Annotated in this window: 16 protein-coding genes; 4 read left to right on the plus strand and 12 right to left on the minus strand. The window is 42.5% G+C overall.

Annotation, left to right across the window (positions count from 1 at the left end; translation table 11 throughout):
* Nucleotides 1-86: 86 nt before the first annotated feature.
* From ACGF5R_RS17105 to nudF, 6 genes are all read right to left on the minus strand, one after another.
* Nucleotides 87-815: a 1-acylglycerol-3-phosphate O-acyltransferase gene (locus tag ACGF5R_RS17105; protein WP_112878300.1), complete on the minus strand. Its 729-nt coding sequence runs from the start codon at nucleotides 813-815 to the stop codon at nucleotides 87-89.
* Between the two features lie 20 nt (nucleotides 816-835).
* Complete coding sequence (gene parC / locus ACGF5R_RS17110; protein WP_112878301.1) at nucleotides 836-3,097, minus strand: DNA topoisomerase IV subunit A; 2,262 nt, start codon at nucleotides 3,095-3,097, stop codon at nucleotides 836-838.
* A 42-nt stretch (nucleotides 3,098-3,139) separates the two neighbouring features.
* A complete protein-coding gene (parE, locus tag ACGF5R_RS17115) occupies nucleotides 3,140-5,035 on the minus strand; it encodes a DNA topoisomerase IV subunit B (RefSeq protein WP_387691950.1) in 1,896 nt (631 codons plus the stop codon).
* A gap of 72 nt (nucleotides 5,036-5,107) precedes the next feature.
* Nucleotides 5,108-5,716: an esterase YqiA gene (gene yqiA, locus ACGF5R_RS17120; protein WP_113042386.1), complete on the minus strand. Its 609-nt coding sequence runs from the start codon at nucleotides 5,714-5,716 to the stop codon at nucleotides 5,108-5,110.
* Between the two features lie 131 nt (nucleotides 5,717-5,847).
* Nucleotides 5,848-6,687, minus strand: coding sequence for a 3',5'-cyclic-AMP phosphodiesterase (gene cpdA / locus ACGF5R_RS17125; protein ID WP_112878304.1), 840 nt, complete (start codon nucleotides 6,685-6,687; stop codon nucleotides 5,848-5,850).
* A gap of 99 nt (nucleotides 6,688-6,786) precedes the next feature.
* Nucleotides 6,787-7,428, minus strand: coding sequence for an ADP-ribose diphosphatase (gene nudF, locus ACGF5R_RS17130; RefSeq protein WP_112878305.1), 642 nt, complete (start codon nucleotides 7,426-7,428; stop codon nucleotides 6,787-6,789).
* A gap of 359 nt (nucleotides 7,429-7,787) precedes the next feature.
* Between nudF and tolC the strand changes: the two genes are divergently transcribed.
* Nucleotides 7,788-9,161, plus strand: a complete 1,374-nt coding sequence (gene tolC / locus ACGF5R_RS17135; protein ID WP_112878306.1) for an outer membrane channel protein TolC — start codon at nucleotides 7,788-7,790, stop codon at nucleotides 9,159-9,161.
* Between the two features lie 124 nt (nucleotides 9,162-9,285).
* Here the strand turns inward: tolC and ACGF5R_RS17140 are convergent, their stop codons facing one another.
* Both ACGF5R_RS17140 and ACGF5R_RS17145 read right to left on the minus strand, forming a co-directional pair.
* On the minus strand, nucleotides 9,286-9,450 hold the full coding sequence (locus ACGF5R_RS17140) for a DUF2628 domain-containing protein (RefSeq protein WP_240000806.1): 165 nt from the start codon (nucleotides 9,448-9,450) through the stop codon (nucleotides 9,286-9,288).
* Nucleotides 9,437-9,685 carry a DUF2628 domain-containing protein gene (locus ACGF5R_RS17145; protein WP_240000807.1) on the minus strand — a complete coding sequence of 83 codons (249 nt, stop codon included), beginning with the start codon at nucleotides 9,683-9,685 and terminating at the stop codon, nucleotides 9,437-9,439. Before ACGF5R_RS17145 ends, ACGF5R_RS17140 begins: the two co-directional genes overlap by 14 nt.
* Before the next feature lie 422 nt (nucleotides 9,686-10,107).
* Between ACGF5R_RS17145 and ACGF5R_RS17150 the strand changes: the two genes are divergently transcribed.
* The 3 genes from ACGF5R_RS17150 to ACGF5R_RS17160 all read left to right on the plus strand — a co-directional run bounded on the left by ACGF5R_RS17150 (nucleotide 10,108) and on the right by ACGF5R_RS17160 (nucleotide 12,570).
* A complete protein-coding gene (locus ACGF5R_RS17150) occupies nucleotides 10,108-10,812 on the plus strand; it encodes a DUF1190 family protein (RefSeq protein WP_112878307.1) in 705 nt (234 codons plus the stop codon).
* Between the two features lie 6 nt (nucleotides 10,813-10,818).
* Nucleotides 10,819-11,979 (plus strand): glutathionylspermidine synthase family protein, encoded by a 1,161-nt coding sequence (locus ACGF5R_RS17155; RefSeq protein ID WP_112878308.1) that lies wholly within the window; start codon nucleotides 10,819-10,821, stop codon nucleotides 11,977-11,979.
* Nucleotides 11,980-12,090: 111 nt separating this feature from the next.
* Entirely contained in the window at nucleotides 12,091-12,570 is a 480-nt protein-coding gene (locus tag ACGF5R_RS17160) for an Hcp family type VI secretion system effector (protein WP_088373685.1), read from the plus strand.
* 134 nt (nucleotides 12,571-12,704) lie between these two features.
* On the opposite strand, the gene ACGF5R_RS17165 is transcribed toward ACGF5R_RS17160, so the two are convergent.
* The 4 genes from ACGF5R_RS17165 to ygiD form a co-directional block, all read right to left on the minus strand.
* Nucleotides 12,705-13,148: a hypothetical protein gene (locus tag ACGF5R_RS17165; protein ID WP_387691952.1), complete on the minus strand. Its 444-nt coding sequence runs from the start codon at nucleotides 13,146-13,148 to the stop codon at nucleotides 12,705-12,707.
* Nucleotides 13,149-13,191: 43 nt separating this feature from the next.
* Entirely contained in the window at nucleotides 13,192-13,524 is a 333-nt protein-coding gene (locus ACGF5R_RS17170; RefSeq protein ID WP_387691953.1) for a hypothetical protein, read from the minus strand.
* Between the two features lie 42 nt (nucleotides 13,525-13,566).
* On the minus strand, nucleotides 13,567-13,935 hold the full coding sequence (locus ACGF5R_RS17175) for a hypothetical protein (RefSeq protein ID WP_112878311.1): 369 nt from the start codon (nucleotides 13,933-13,935) through the stop codon (nucleotides 13,567-13,569).
* Nucleotides 13,936-14,268: 333 nt separating this feature from the next.
* Nucleotides 14,269-15,054 (minus strand): 4,5-DOPA dioxygenase extradiol, encoded by a 786-nt coding sequence (gene ygiD / locus ACGF5R_RS17180; protein ID WP_112878312.1) that lies wholly within the window; start codon nucleotides 15,052-15,054, stop codon nucleotides 14,269-14,271.
* Nucleotides 15,055-15,061 lie beyond the last annotated feature (7 nt).

The following is a 15,061-nucleotide window of genomic DNA, read 5'->3' on the forward strand; positions in this document are numbered from 1 at the left end:
AAAGCTATCGCCTTTGTCAGACCCGCACTTTATTATAAAAGAGTGGCCCTATATAACCTATTATGAGTATATTATGAGTACTTACCCTATTTCTCCATTACAACCAATTCTTCATCCAATGCATCTATCTTAGCTTTCATCACTTGATGACAATATTCTGCCAACTCGCGCACCTGCTCTTTGGTATAGCCAGAAGTATCAATGGGAGGCAACATTTCAACAATGACGGAACCATTATTCCAGCGATTCAGCTTAATACGTCCATTAGTGATGGAAGAAACGCAGACCGGGACAATCGGCACTCCCGCAGAGATCGCAGCATGGAAAGCGCCAGTTTTAAACGGCAATAAACCACGACCACGACTACGTGTCCCTTCCGGAAACATCCAAACAGAAAGACGACGATTTTTAATCTGCTCCACAACCTGGGTAATCGTGCCATGTGCTTTGGCGCGGTTAGCACGATCAATCAGAATATTGCCAGCCAACCAATAAAGCTGACCAAAAAATGGGATCAGCACCAAAGTTTTTTTACCGACTGTCACTGTGCCCGGCTGAACCGCATTGGACATAGTTATCATGTCATAGTTGTTTTGGTGGTTGCCAATGTAGATACTCGGACCATAATGCCTGGCTTCAGCAGGAATACGTTCAATAATTTTGACGCCAAATATTTTTGACAACCGACCAAACATATTACCAAACACCATAACATGGTCAGGGTGACGTGGTCTGAATAAACAGTAAATAGCACCAGAGACACACACTACAATCGAAAACAGAATAACAATAATGCCGCGAATAATTGCTAACATAGCCGCCTCTTATAATCCCACTATTTAATTACGTTAGTAGCAGAAGGTGGGGTCTCAACCTGAACCCGTTCAATACGCTGCAATCCACGAGGCAGAGGTGTTCCCTTACGACCACGTTCTGCACGGAATTTCTGAAGATCTTCAGGACGCAACGTCAATTTACGCTTTCCAAAGTAAAGTGTAATAGACGATTGTGGCGGTAGTATCAATAACCAACTCAACAGGTCATTTTCTGCGGCTGACTGAACAGAAATTATCTTATTCCCTTTCCCTTTAGAAAGTTGCGGCAAATCTGCAACCGGGAACATTAACATCCGGCCTGCGCTGGTAATTGCCAACAACATATCATCCTGCGGGTTATTTATTTCCAGCGGCGTCATGACGCGAGCATTTTCCGGCAATGTAATCAGTGCTTTACCTGCTCGATTTTTAGCAACCAAATCACTAAAAGTACAGATAAAGCCATAACCAGCATCAGAGACCATCAGAAACTTCTGCTCATCCGACGCCATCAGTACATGCTCTACCGTTGCCCCCGCGGGTAAAGTCAATTTACCCGTTAGTGGTTCCCCCTGCCCTCTGGCAGAAGGTAAATCCCGCGGATCAAGCGAGTAACTGCGACCTGTTGTATCAATAAAAACAACCGGCTGATTGCTCTTACCACGAGCCGCACCACGGAAGCTATCACCTGCTTTGTAATTCAGCCCAGCCGGATCGATATCATGGCCTTTCGCACTACGAACCCAACCCATCTCGGACAATACGATTGTCACCGGCTCAGAAGGTGTGATGTCATGCTCACTCATCGCTTTGGCTTCATCACGTTCTCTCATTGGAGAACGACGCTCATCACCATAAGTGGCCGCATCAGCTATGATCTCTTTCTTCAACAGCGTATTCAGTTTGCGCTCAGAACCCAAAATCGCCTGTAACTTATCGCGCTCTTTTGCCAGCTCATTCTGTTCGCCACGGATTTTTACCTCTTCCAGTTTAGCTAAGTGACGTAATTTCAGCTCAAGAATGGCTTCCGTTTGCGTCTCACTTAAACCAAAACGTGACATTAATACCGGTTTTGGCTCATCTTCACTACGGATAATGTGAATGACTTCATCAATATTGAGAAATGCGATCAGTAAGCCTTCCAACACATGCAGGCGCTTAAGGACTTTTTCCAAACGATGGTTCAGACGTTTACGAACTGTTTCCCGGCGGAATACCAACCATTCGGAGAGGATCTCAACCAGCCCTTTCACGGTCGGACGATTATCCAATCCGATCATATTCAGGTTGACACGATAACTCTTTTCCAAATCTGTAGTGGCAAACAGATGATTCATCACCTGCTCCAAATCAACCCGGTTTGTACGAGGGACAATAACCAGACGAGTTGGATTTTCATGATCAGATTCATCTCGTAAGTCGTCAACCATAGGCAGCTTTTTAGCCCGCATTTGGTTAGCGATCTGTTCCAACACTTTGGCACCAGAAACCTGATGCGGCAGCGCAGTGATCACGACATTGCCATCTTCTTTTGACCAAACAGCTCGCATCCGTACCGAACCACGGCCATTTTTATAAATCTTACGGATATCTTCGTGAGAAGTGATGATCTCCGCTTCAGTCGGATAATCAGGACCTTTAACGTGCTCCATCAGATCATCAAGGGAACTCTGCGGCTTATCCAGCAGCGTGACTAGTGCATTCGCCACTTCACGCGCATTATGGGGCGGAATATCTGTCGCCATCCCCACCGCAATACCGGTGGTGCCATTCAGCAAAATATTTGGCAAACGCGCCGGCAGCATTTTCGGTTCCTGCAACGTACCGTCAAAGTTTGGCACCCAATCAACTGTACCGTGCCCTAACTCAGTCAACAGTAACTCGGCATATTTGGACAGGCGAGACTCGGTATAACGCATTGCGGCGAAAGATTTGGGATCATCCGGCGCCCCCCAGTTCCCTTGCCCATCCACTAAAGGATAGCGGTAAGAAAACGGCTGCGCCATTAACACCATAGCTTCATAACAGGCGCCATCACCATGCGGATGGTATTTACCCAGTACATCACCCACGGTACGGGCGGATTTCTTAAATTTGGCGGTATTGTTCAACCCCAGTTCTGACATGGCATAAACAATACGGCGCTGAACCGGTTTCAAACCGTCACCGATAAAAGGCAACGCCCTATCCATGATGACGTACATGGAGTAGTTCAGGTAGGCGTTTTCAGTAAATGAGTGGAGCGGCAGACGCTCCACGCCATCATGAGTTATCTCACTCATTCGCTAATTTCCTCAGAATCTTTTTGACTATCCCTGTGGGTGTTACACTTCAATTTCTACCGTATCGCCCTTCTCTTGCAGCCAGTTACGGCGATCTTCTGAACGCTTCTTCGCTAGAAGCATATCCATCATAGAGAAGGTTTCCTGGTAGTTTTCATCATCGATAGTCAACTGCACCAGACGACGGGTATTCGGGTCTAACGTTGTTTCACGCAGTTGCATGGGGTTCATCTCACCCAATCCTTTAAAGCGCTGTACGTTAGGCTTACCCCGTTTGCGGCTTAGACGATCCAACACCGCACTTTTTTCCTCTTCATCCAGTGCGTAATACACTTCTTTACCTAGATCAATACGATATAAAGGCGGCATTGCCATATAAACATGGCCGTTCTTAACCAATGTTGGGAAATGGCGGACAAACAGGGCACACAATAGCGTCGCAATATGCAAACCATCTGAGTCTGCGTCTGCCAGAATACAGATTTTGCCATAACGTAACTGACTGAGATCGTGGCTATCCGGGTCGATACCAATTGCAACAGAGATATCATGGACTTCCTGTGATGCCAACACTTCATCTGAAGAAACTTCCCAAGTGTTCAGAATCTTCCCTTTCAGCGGCATAATGGCTTGATATTCACGGTCACGCGCCTGTTTTGCCGATCCCCCCGCAGAATCCCCTTCTACCAGAAACAGTTCGGTAAAATTGAGATCCTGTGATGTGCAGTCAGCTAGTTTCCCCGGTAATGCCGGGCCACTGGTCAGTTTTTTACGCACAACCTTTTTCGCTGCACGCATTCTACGTTGTGCACTAGCGATCGCCAGTTCGGCCAACTGCTCTGCTTCCTGAACGTTCTGGTTTAACCATAAGCTGAAAGCATCTTTGACAACACCAGAAACAAAAGCGGCGGATTGGCGCGAAGAGAGGCGTTCTTTCGTCTGACCCGCAAATTGCGGATCCTGCATTTTTACCGACAGAACATAAGCACAGCGATCCCAAATATCATCGGCAGCAAGCTTCACACCTCGTGGCAAAATATTGCGGAATTCGCAAAATTCACGCATCGCATCCAGTAATCCCTGACGCAGCCCGTTTACATGTGTTCCCCCCTGCATCGTCGGGATGAGGTTGACATAACTTTCAGCCAGTAGCTCTCCCCCTTCCGGCAACCAGAGTAACGCCCAATCAACCGCTTCGGTTGCACCACTGAAAGTACCGACAAAAGGCGCTGCCGGCAATGTTGTCAAGCCATTAACCGCAGCCATTAAATAGTCGGTCAGACCATCAGCATAACACCATTGCTGTTCGGTATCGTTGATCTTGTCTTTAAAAACAATTTTCACTCCCGGACATAAAACTGCTTTCGCTTTCAGCAAATGGGTCAAGCGAGAAACCGAGAAACGTGGGCTATCAAAGAAACTTTCATCAGGCCAGAAGTGAACACTGGTACCGGTATTGCGTTTACCGCAACTACCTATCACTGCCAATTCCTGCACTTTATCGCCATTCTCAAAAGCAATCTGATAAATCTGACTGTCACGGCGAACGGTGACTTCAATCCGCTTGGACAAAGCGTTAACCACCGAGATCCCCACACCGTGGAGACCGCCAGAAAACTGATAGTTTTTATTCGAAAATTTACCACCGGCATGTAAGCGGCTCAGGATCAACTCAACCGCTGAAACTCCTTCTTCTGGATGAATATCAACCGGCATGCCGCGGCCATCATCAATGACCTCCAGTGACTGATCGCTATGAAGGATCACTTCAATATGTTTAGCGTGACCTGCCAAAGCTTCATCCACGCTGTTATCGATCACTTCCTGTGCCAAATGGTTCGGACGCGTTGTATCAGTGTACATTCCCGGACGACGGCGAACCGGTTCCAGACCACTGAGAACTTCAATGGCATCTGCGTTGTAACTAGATTGAGTCATGTTGTAATTCTGTTGGTTGCTTCTTGATTAAAGGGCTAATCAGTTTTGTATACTGTTGATAATACCAGTCGTTCAAACATTTTTGGCAAGTTTTTTCTCGCCATCACTAGAAAGCCCAAGAAAGTTGATGATTTGTGGGAAATAGTGTTCAAATCCGATAAAAGAATGATTACCACCAGATTCAATAGTTTGCTTACATAATACCAGATAAGCAACCGCTTGGCGGTAATCCAGCACCTCATCTCCGGTTTGTTGCAATAACCAGATAAGATCCGGTGACTCCAATGGTTCAATCCGCATACTTTTGAGATCATGAATATGGCGCGATTCCAACGTATATCGTTGGTTAGTATAGGGGTTAATATTTTCCCCAAGATAATCCCGCAGTAATTCAAACGGACGCACGGCTGGATTGACGACCACAGCGGGCAAGCTGAAACATTGTGAAAGCCATATCGCCAAATAACCACCGAGAGAAGAACCAACGATACCCAAATCATCCCCGGCATGCTCCATCACCAGATTTTCTAGCAGCTCAGCCGCTTCTTCAGGATAAGGGGGTAACTGAGGCACCAGCATGTCAATTTCAGGATGATGCTGATACAGCCACGCTTTTAAGGCATTGGCTTTTGCAGACTGCGGGGAACTATTAAAACCGTGCAAATAGAGTAACGTTGACATCAGACCGTGCCCCTCAATTGTGCATAAATACCACCGGCCACTATGCTCCTGTGCGACATGCCACAGATAGTGAGGCTTGGCAAATCCAATAAGCAGAGAGTAACACAGCAACACAAGGAGACAAACACAACCTAATATCCATCCGAATCTAAATCAGGGCAGAATTCATTACTTGCCAGTCTATAGACCTGGGTTGTCAGACCAAATTCGCCATTATCGGCAACAGACAATTCGAGATAACGCCATCCCGGAGCAACAGTATCAAGCATAAAATTGGTACAATGTGGTTTGAATTGCAAACATGTTGATGGTGTCGCCATCATACGGATGCCATTCCAATCCAGATCCATCTCCTGATGTATATGCCCACAAAGCATCGCCTTAACCCGTGAGTAACCCTGCAGATACTGGGCCAGAATATGTGAATTGCGCAAACTATGCTGATCCAGCCAGGTACAACCTGATGGTAATGGATGATGATGAAGCAAGATCACCGCGTAACGTTCAGGGTACCTATCCAGGCACTTTTTCATCCATTCAAGCTGATATTCCGACAACTCCCCGTGGGGAACGCCCTGCACCTGACTATCAAGCATCAAAAGTTGCCAGTGCTTACCGACTAAAATCTGTTTCGACGGAGAAACGCCAGCCGCCGCTAAAGCATCCACCATCGCAGGTTGGTAATCATGATTGCCGGGCAACCAGACACAAGGTGCCGGTAAACGGGCAATACCATCAGCAAAATGTCGATAAGCTTCCAACGACTGATCCTGCACCAAATCACCTGTCGCTACGATTAAACCAATATCAGCATTTTGTTTAAGGATGGCATCCAGCACCGCTTGGTAACTGCGATAAGTATTGATACCCAATAAAGTATCTTCTTTGCTGGCAAAAAGATGCGTATCTGTTATTTGCAATATTTTGGCTGTGGTTCCCTCTACCACAGGCAGTTCAAACTGGCTTTCCAAATGGTTTCCTTGTCCTATAAGTCATCAACGAGCATCATAACTCGTTTTAACGCAAGAGATCTGCTGACTGGCACACACTTCCCTTTTCTCGGTTAAAAATTAGGAATCATCTGAATTCCATTCTTTTTTTAACTTTTCATGGTGTAATGCCAGCCATTGTATCGCAATAACTGAAGCAGCATTATCAATAATTCCCTCTTCCATCCAATGATAAGCTTGTTCACGGCTGACTACATGCACCCGAATATCTTCATGTTCACCAGATAATCCATGAATACCAGTAGCTGTCGTCGCATCCACTTCCCCCACCATCACAGAGATACGTTCCGTTGTTCCTCCGGGACTGGAGAGATAACTCAACACTGGTTTGCAACGTTTAACTTCGATTCCTGCCTCTTCCATCGTTTCTCGGCGCACCACCTGTTCCACATCTTCGCCCTCTTCAATCATACCGGCAACAATTTCCAGTAACCACGGCGTTGCTTTCGTCTCTATTGCCGGAATACGTATCTGCTCTATCAATACAACCTCATCACGACGTGGATCATAAGGCAACAATGCACCGGCATGGCCCCGCTCAAAAACTTCACGGCTAACCTCTTCACTCCAACCACCGGCAAACAGACGATGACGGAAACGGTAATTTGTCAGCTTAAAGAATCCATTATACAAACTTTTTTTCGCGATAATTTCTATATCCTGCTTATCCAACATGACTGGCATTAACGGCTTCTTATGCATAAAATTCTCCTAAATCGTTCCTGACTTGCTAGCCACTAAGATGATATTAATCAAGCAGAGTTAAAAAATTCACTCTTTGATGGTGTAAAGTTAAGCTAAATTAAGGCAATATGGCACAAACGGCTACCTTTCGCTGATAGCATACTCTGCTAGAATCAGTAACATTTCGTTTTTCACCAAGGCAACGTAAGAGTCTATCCCAATAAGCGTAATTGGTGCAGGCCGTTTTTGTAAATGAACAGTGAACTCAGACTGTGCTCAGCACCTGAAGCATTCACTCTTTATCACAAAACATGGCAAATAAAATAGCCTAATGGGATAGACAACGAGCAAAATAGCTGTGCAATCAAGGAATTACAATGAAAAAACTGCTCTCCATTTTTATCGCTATGAGCCTGACGGGATTTAGTTCAATGGGTCAGGCTGAAGATCTTTTGCAAGTTTATAAGCAAGCAAAAGAGAGTAACCCTGAACTACGTAAATCAATGGCTGAACGTAATAAAGCTTTTGAAAAAATTAATGAATCCCGTAGCCCATTATTACCTCAGTTGGAATTAAATACAGGATACTCCTATAACAGTGGTTACCGCGATCAACGTGACACAGAAAGCAATACATTGAATGCAAAGCTTGGTTTGACTCAAACCATTTTTGATATGTCTAAATGGCGCCTATTGAACTTAGAAGAAAAAACGGCAGGTATTGCTGATGTTACCTATCAAAGCAGTGAACAAAAACTGATCTTGGATAGTGCAACAGCTTATTTCAAAGTACTGCGTACCATTGATACACTCTCCTACATTGAAGCTCAGAAAGCGGCCATTTACCGCCAGTTGGATCAAACGACTCAACGTTTTAATGTCGGTCTGGTTGCAATTACTGATGTCCAGAACGCTCGTGCTAACTACGATGACGTACTAGCTCAGGAAGTTGCCCGCCGTAATGATCTGGACAATGCACTGGAAGCTCTGCGTCAAGTAACCGGTATTTATTACCCTCGGCTAGCCTCGCTGAATATTGATCATTTCAAAACACAAAAACCAGAAGCAGTGGATATTCTGCTAAAAGAGGCAGAGAAACGTAATTTAGGTCTACTATCTGCCCGTTTAGGTCAGGATCTGGCTCGTGAACAAATCAAAGCGGCCCAAACAGGGCATATGCCAACTATCAATTTAGGCGCTTCTACCAATGTTTCAAACAGCCAGAATCATGCACCAGGCAGATCAAACAACTATAGCGGTGAAAACAGCGTTGGCCTGACACTTAGTCTGCCAATTTATAGCGGCGGTGCCACCAGTTCCCGCGTTGAACAGGCACAATATGGTTTTGTCAGCGCCAGCGAACAATTAGAGAGCACCTACCGCAATGTTGTACAGACTGTCCGTTCTTCCTTTAACAACATATCTGCTTCCATCAGCAGTATCGACGCCTATAAACAGCTTGTTGTTTCTGCGCAAAGCTCACTCGACGCAATGGAAGCGGGTTATCAAGTTGGTACACGCACCATTGTTGATGTACTGAATGCCACTACCAAGTTGTACGATGCCAAACAGAAGCTATCCAATGCTCGCTATGATTATTTGATTAATCAGCTAAATATTCAGCATGCACTGGGTACGCTAAATGAGAAGGATTTAGTTGCTCTAAATAATTCGCTAGGTAAACAGCTCTCAACTTCCGCTAACAGCATTGTTCAAGAAACAGCAGCACCAGCAACATCTGCTCGTAACTGATTCAGTTCTTCACTCTCACTAATTAACGGCCCGCCATAAAGCGGGCTGTTTTATTTCTTACTTACCAACTAAATTTAGGTGCCGAAAGAAAAGCCGCTATTTTTCTTAATAAAAAATATATAAATTAAAAAAATCCTTCAAATGGATTCCAACTCTGACTATTTAGCTTTTCTTTCAAATAGTAGGCATAGTTAGCAGTAGTACCCCATATTGCTGAAAATGCAAATTTAATCCCCATTCCGACAGCAGGAGAAATATCAATACTCAGAGCATCTTCAATAACTCCCAATATAATCACTACTAACAGCGACTCCAAATAAAGTCAGGTTCTTCCGCCATAAACCTAAAACAAAAAAGTAAATAAAACCAAAGAAGAAAGCGATAAAATTCATATTTAACAAGATACGACGCATAAATGGTTCTGCTTTCGTAGCAGCTTTGTACTCAGGCGCTTTAGGAGCACCATTGCGCTCAAAGAATGTAAAACGCGTCTGCCATCTTTCTGAATAATGACTCTTTTCCATACGACTTAATTTCCTTAATTAAAATAAAAAATACAACACCAATAATATAATAACAATTTGTTATTAATTTAAGATTATATTCCTAACATTACCCATTGGAATTATCACCGAGAATAATGCAATTAGTAGATTCACTTACATAATAATCTTACTCGTTTAATTACCATAAGTTACAGGAGCAGGATTAATATCATAAAATATTAATAACAGCACCCATTTTTTAAATTCACATATCTATTTCACAACATTAAAACCAGATTAAACAAAAATACCAGACAATCAATATCCCGCCGTCTTTTCAGCCAGGCAAAAAATTAGGCTGGCAATCCTAAGGTTTATGCTTTAATTTTGTTCATATTTCCCCTATCCTTAAAGCTATTTCATGAAAGAATTATAGACACCTAAAATCTGGGTATACGACTATGACAATAAAGCGGACTAAAGATATTAATCACGACACATTCCGTAAGGCTTGGCGCAACTATCGCCTTGCGCCTGTGGCAATGGCTGTCAGTGCGGTTTTCATGTTATCTGCCTGTGAAAAGAGTGATGAAACTGTCTCTCTTTACATGAATGCAGATGAATGTTCTCAAGCCAATCCATCACAAAGCGCGCAATGTACTACTGCTTACAACAATGCGTTGAAAGAAGCGGAAAAAACAGCGCCTAAATATGCCACCAAAGAAGACTGTATTGCCGAATTTGGTGAAGCACAATGTACTCAGGCCCCGGCACAAGCTGGCCCCGGTACCGCCACTTCTAGTACCACCACTAATGGCGAAGCACAAGCACAACAGCAGCAAAGCGGCAGCTTCTGGATGCCGCTGATGGCGGGCTACATGATGGGACGTCTAATGGGGGGTGGTTCAGCACCATCACAACCTCTGTTTAGCTCCAAATCCCCCACCAGCCCGGCAAACGGCCAATTCGTTGATGCATCAGGTAAGAGTTATGGAGCAGCAACCGCAGGGGGCCGTTCCATGACGGTGCCTAAAACAGCTATGGCGCCAAAACCAGCAACAACGACAACCATTACCCGTGGCGGCTTCGGTGACTCTGTTGCAAAACAGTCAGCCATGCAACGCAGCGCCTCTTCGGGTTCCACATCCCGTTCAGTGGGAGGCTAACCACGGATGAAACGTATTGCGATTACTGAACGCCCGGATTGGCACGAAAAAGCGATAGAATATGGTTTTAATTTTCACACCATGTATGACAAACCTTACTGGTGTGAAGAGGCTTATTACCAGTTTTCTCTTGCCCAAATTGAAGAAATCGAAGCTACCACCGCAGAACTACACCAAATGTGTTTGCAGGTAGTGGAGAAAGTTGTCGATAGTGAAGAGTTGTTGACTAAGTTTCAGATTCCAAAGCATTGTTGGGATTTTGTCCGTAGTTCCTGGATTACCAGCCAGCCATCACTCTATTCCCGTTTAGATTTGGTTTACGACGGTAAAAGCCCGGCAAAACTGTTGGAAAATAATGCTGATACACCAACTTCGCTGTATGAGTCCGCTTTTTTCCAATGGATCTGGTTAGAAGATCAGATGAATGCCGGGTTGCTGCCAGCACATGCCGATCAATTCAACAGCATGCAAGAGCAATTAATTGAACGCTTTGCTCAGTTGCGTGATGAACATGGCTTTGGCTTACTGCACATGGCTTGCTGTCAGGATACGGAAGAAGATCGCGGTACCGTTCAATACTTGCAAGATTGTGCTCTGGAAGCGGGTGTTCCAACCGAGTTTTTATTTATTGAAGATATCGGTCTGGGAGAGAAAGGGCAGTTTACAGATCTAAAAGACCAGGTGATCAGCAATCTGTTCAAACTCTACCCTTGGGAATTAATGTTCCGTGAGATTTTCGCTACTAAATTGGAAGATGCTGGCGTTCGTTGGTTAGAACCCGCCTGGAAAAGTATTATCTCCAATAAAGCATTGCTACCCATGTTGTGGAAAATGTTTCCAAATCATCCAAACTTGCTACCCGCTTATTTTGCCGATGATAACTACCCAGCAATGGATAGCTATGTTATTAAGCCGCTGTTCTCACGGGAAGGGGCTAATATCCGCATCATTGAAAAGGGTAAGGAAATTGCCAGTGTTGATGGTCCTTACGGTAAAGAAGGCATGATCGTTCAGCAATTTCATACATTGCCAAAATTCGGTGATAATTATACGGTAATTGGTAGTTGGCTGGTGAATGATCAGCCTTGCGGCATTGGTTTGCGGGAAGACAGTGAATTAATCACCCAGGATTTATCTCGCTTCTATCCACATATTATTTTGGATTAATTACTAATCAGGGAGGAATTAGAATAGGTTGTCGCAACGCCAAAGATTCCTCCTTCAACAATCCGATAAAAAACATTGTATCCTTATAAACTTATAATAAAGGTAAATACTATGGCGAACACGATATATTTAACCATTACAGGTAAAAAACAAGGGCTGATATCCAGTGGTTGTTCTACCTATGATTCCATAGGGAATATATATCAAACAGGTCATGAAAATGAAATTTATGTTTATTCATTCGACCATGATATTAGCAGAGAACAAAATGTTAATCACTCACCTATTTCAATCACTAAACCTATAGACAAATCATCTCCTCTATTAGGTATAGCAATATCAGAAAATGAATCCATAAATTGTAGATTAGATTTTTATAGAACATCAAGTAATGGTGCTCAGGAAAAATACTACTCAATTGATATTATGCATGCCTCGATAAAAAGCATATCCACTCATTATCCTAATTCACTTACCCATAATGACGCACAGCCCTACGAAATAATATCCATTGCCTATGGCAATATAACATGGAAACACCATATTGCAGGTACATCTGGATATAGTATATGGGATGAAAGAGTTCGTTAAAATCAATATGTTGGGGAGAAATCCCCAATATATTTTCAATTATTTTATCTCTTTTGAAAAAATCAATACTAGACATTTATTTACTTTATGAATAGTTTATCATAATATCAAATAATAATTAGAGCTTATTAAACTCATTTAACATTTTCAGCGAAGGTTAATTCTAAGCAATGATCTTTTTTCTCATCACCAACTATAGATGATTTTGACAATATAAAAGAATCATCATATATAGTCTCAGAACCTTTCATATACCATATTGCATCATTATTTACTATATAGCCAGTTGATTTTATATAATCAACAATTCTATTATAACTATTTTCCATATCTATCAAATCACAAGAATAAATAGAACTATATATAGGCGATGATTCATCATTCGGATAATATCCGAAAAAATAATTTTTAGAAATACGAGGAGCTTCTTTTATTTTTTCATTAGTAAGAAGATGATATTTTAAAAAATCATTTTCTTTATAAATAACATTAGGCATCATAAATAACCATAAAAATAAGCATATACAAGATAACGCCATCATTAATATTATTACTATTGTCACGGTTAATTTATTCATAATTTCAGACCATAAATAGTTGTAGGTTTATACCCTATGGATTTCAAGATGCATCGCGACGGCAAGGGAGCGAATCCCCGGGAGCATAGCAAACTATGTGACCGGGGTGAGTGAGTGCAGCCAACAAAGAGGCAACTTGAAAGATAACGGGTATATAATGACTAATAACAATATCCTTTCTATAAGAATAAAAAGGTTTAATTATATTAAGGTAATAAGGGAGGCTTTTCTTATATGGGAAAGCATTATTAGGATACTTATCAGGATCAGGAAAAAACCAAGGTTTAAGTTCTCTATTCTTATACTTACCAACGGGACCATAATAATCCCATATTTTATATGCATATTCTTTATCTTTGGGTTTTATTAAAGACATATAATCTCTTGGCAATACAGATTTATAGAAACCTAATAAATTTTAAACTAAATCCTCACAACTAAACCCGCTATCACTAAAATGGGAAAAAAATGAGTTTGATTGTAAAGTCTCAAACTCCAATGAAACACAATACATTATTGAAAATGCAATGGACCTTTTAGTTTCTATAGATAATCCTTTTTTTACCATCCACTGAGCAGCAACTCTGGTTGAAATATTATATTTACTCATCTCCTGAAAATAGTAAACCAAGAAATAGCCTTTTTTATAAGGTGAACCATTACCTTCAGTGATTAATTGATCCCACAACATTTTAGAATCATCACCTTTCGCATGACCTAAATCAATCCACCCTAAATCTTCAGTATAAATTAATCTACCGTTTTCTATATCTTTTCTACTCGTCATTCACTAATCTACCTATGCAACATTTAATTATATTGAAATTACAATTGTAGCTACCCATTTTCTTGGGCTAAAAAGCATATTACTAAGTTTATAATCCTTCCAGATCGTATTCTCTTGTTATACTCACAAAATCAATATTTTTACATATGTAAAAAATCACGAGAAGAAATTCAGAAATAAGTATTAGCACTAAGATAATTAGTGATGGAATCTAATCCGACGTAAGGCCATGTTTCAATGATCATAGCGCAGACAAGATGGTGATGATCTCACCACCAGAAGTCGCCAAAAGGGTAAATAACCTTCAATCAATACAGCACGTAAACCGGCGATTCAACCAACCTGCACAGACAACATGCTCAGCGAACCAGACACAATACCATCTACTGGAATGGAAACCGCCTCTTTTCTATCCCACGTTCCCATGATATACAGCAATGGCAAAAAGTGTTCAGGAGATGGATTCGATAATAGGCCATCTTCCCTGTCCAATGCATGAATCAAAGGGTAAGGCTGCTCATAACTGGTAAGGTTATCACGCACATAATGGTTAAATGATTCCGCCCAAGGGTACAGTTCAGCATTAGGTTCTTGCCGCTTCATAGTACGAAGATTGTGTACCACATTACCACTCCCTAGAATCAAAACACCTTCATCTCGTAAAGCCGCCAGCTTTTTCCCCAATTCATAGTGGTACGTCGCTGGTTTGGCGTCATCTATACTCAGTTGAATCACAGGAATATTAGCCTTAGGATACATCTTAACCAGAATACCCCAAGTCCCATGATCCAATCCCCACTGATGATAATCGGCATAAATTTCTACAGGTTCCAACATCTCCTGTACTAAAACCGCCAGCTCAGGTGATCCCTTCGCTGGATACTGAGTTTCATACAATTCCTGAGGGAAGCCACGAAAATCATGGATAGTTCTCGGTTGAGTCATGGCTGTCACCGCCGTGCCATTGGTATACCAATGAGCAGAAATCGCCAGAATCGCTCTGGGTATAGGCAGCCTTTCACCAAGTTCACGCCACACATTGGTATAGCGATTTTCTTCCAGTACATTCATTGGGCTGCCATGACCAATAAACAATGCCGGCATTCTGGAAATATTCATCACGACC

This window comes from Photorhabdus sp. RM71S (genome assembly GCF_042879355.1).
GTDB lineage: Bacteria > Pseudomonadota > Gammaproteobacteria > Enterobacterales > Enterobacteriaceae > Photorhabdus > Photorhabdus kayaii.

What these genes read in the sequence shown, in the direction of transcription:
- ACGF5R_RS17105 (WP_112878300.1), bottom strand. Translation starts at nt 815, where the DNA reads ATGTTAGCAATTATTCGCGGCATTATTGTTATTCTGTTTTCGATTGTA.
- parC (WP_112878301.1), bottom strand. Translation starts at nt 3,097, where the DNA reads ATGAGTGAGATAACTCATGATGGCGTGGAGCGTCTGCCGCTCCACTCA.
- parE (WP_387691950.1), bottom strand. Translation starts at nt 5,035, where the DNA reads ATGACTCAATCTAGTTACAACGCAGATGCCATTGAAGTTCTCAGTGGT.
- yqiA (WP_113042386.1), bottom strand. Translation starts at nt 5,716, where the DNA reads ATGTCAACGTTACTCTATTTGCACGGTTTTAATAGTTCCCCGCAGTCT.
- nudF (WP_112878305.1), bottom strand. Translation starts at nt 7,428, where the DNA reads ATGCATAAGAAGCCGTTAATGCCAGTCATGTTGGATAAGCAGGATATA.
- tolC (WP_112878306.1), top strand. Translation starts at nt 7,788, where the DNA reads ATGAAAAAACTGCTCTCCATTTTTATCGCTATGAGCCTGACGGGATTT.
- ACGF5R_RS17145 (WP_240000807.1), bottom strand. Translation starts at nt 9,685, where the DNA reads ATGGAAAAGAGTCATTATTCAGAAAGATGGCAGACGCGTTTTACATTC.
- ACGF5R_RS17150 (WP_112878307.1), top strand. Translation starts at nt 10,108, where the DNA reads ATGACAATAAAGCGGACTAAAGATATTAATCACGACACATTCCGTAAG.
- ACGF5R_RS17155 (WP_112878308.1), top strand. Translation starts at nt 10,819, where the DNA reads ATGAAACGTATTGCGATTACTGAACGCCCGGATTGGCACGAAAAAGCG.
- ACGF5R_RS17160 (WP_088373685.1), top strand. Translation starts at nt 12,091, where the DNA reads ATGGCGAACACGATATATTTAACCATTACAGGTAAAAAACAAGGGCTG.
- ACGF5R_RS17165 (WP_387691952.1), bottom strand. Translation starts at nt 13,148, where the DNA reads ATGAATAAATTAACCGTGACAATAGTAATAATATTAATGATGGCGTTA.
- ACGF5R_RS17170 (WP_387691953.1), bottom strand. Translation starts at nt 13,524, where the DNA reads ATGTCTTTAATAAAACCCAAAGATAAAGAATATGCATATAAAATATGG.
- ACGF5R_RS17175 (WP_112878311.1), bottom strand. Translation starts at nt 13,935, where the DNA reads ATGACGAGTAGAAAAGATATAGAAAACGGTAGATTAATTTATACTGAA.
- ygiD (WP_112878312.1), bottom strand. Translation starts at nt 15,054, where the DNA reads ATGAATATTTCCAGAATGCCGGCATTGTTTATTGGTCATGGCAGCCCA.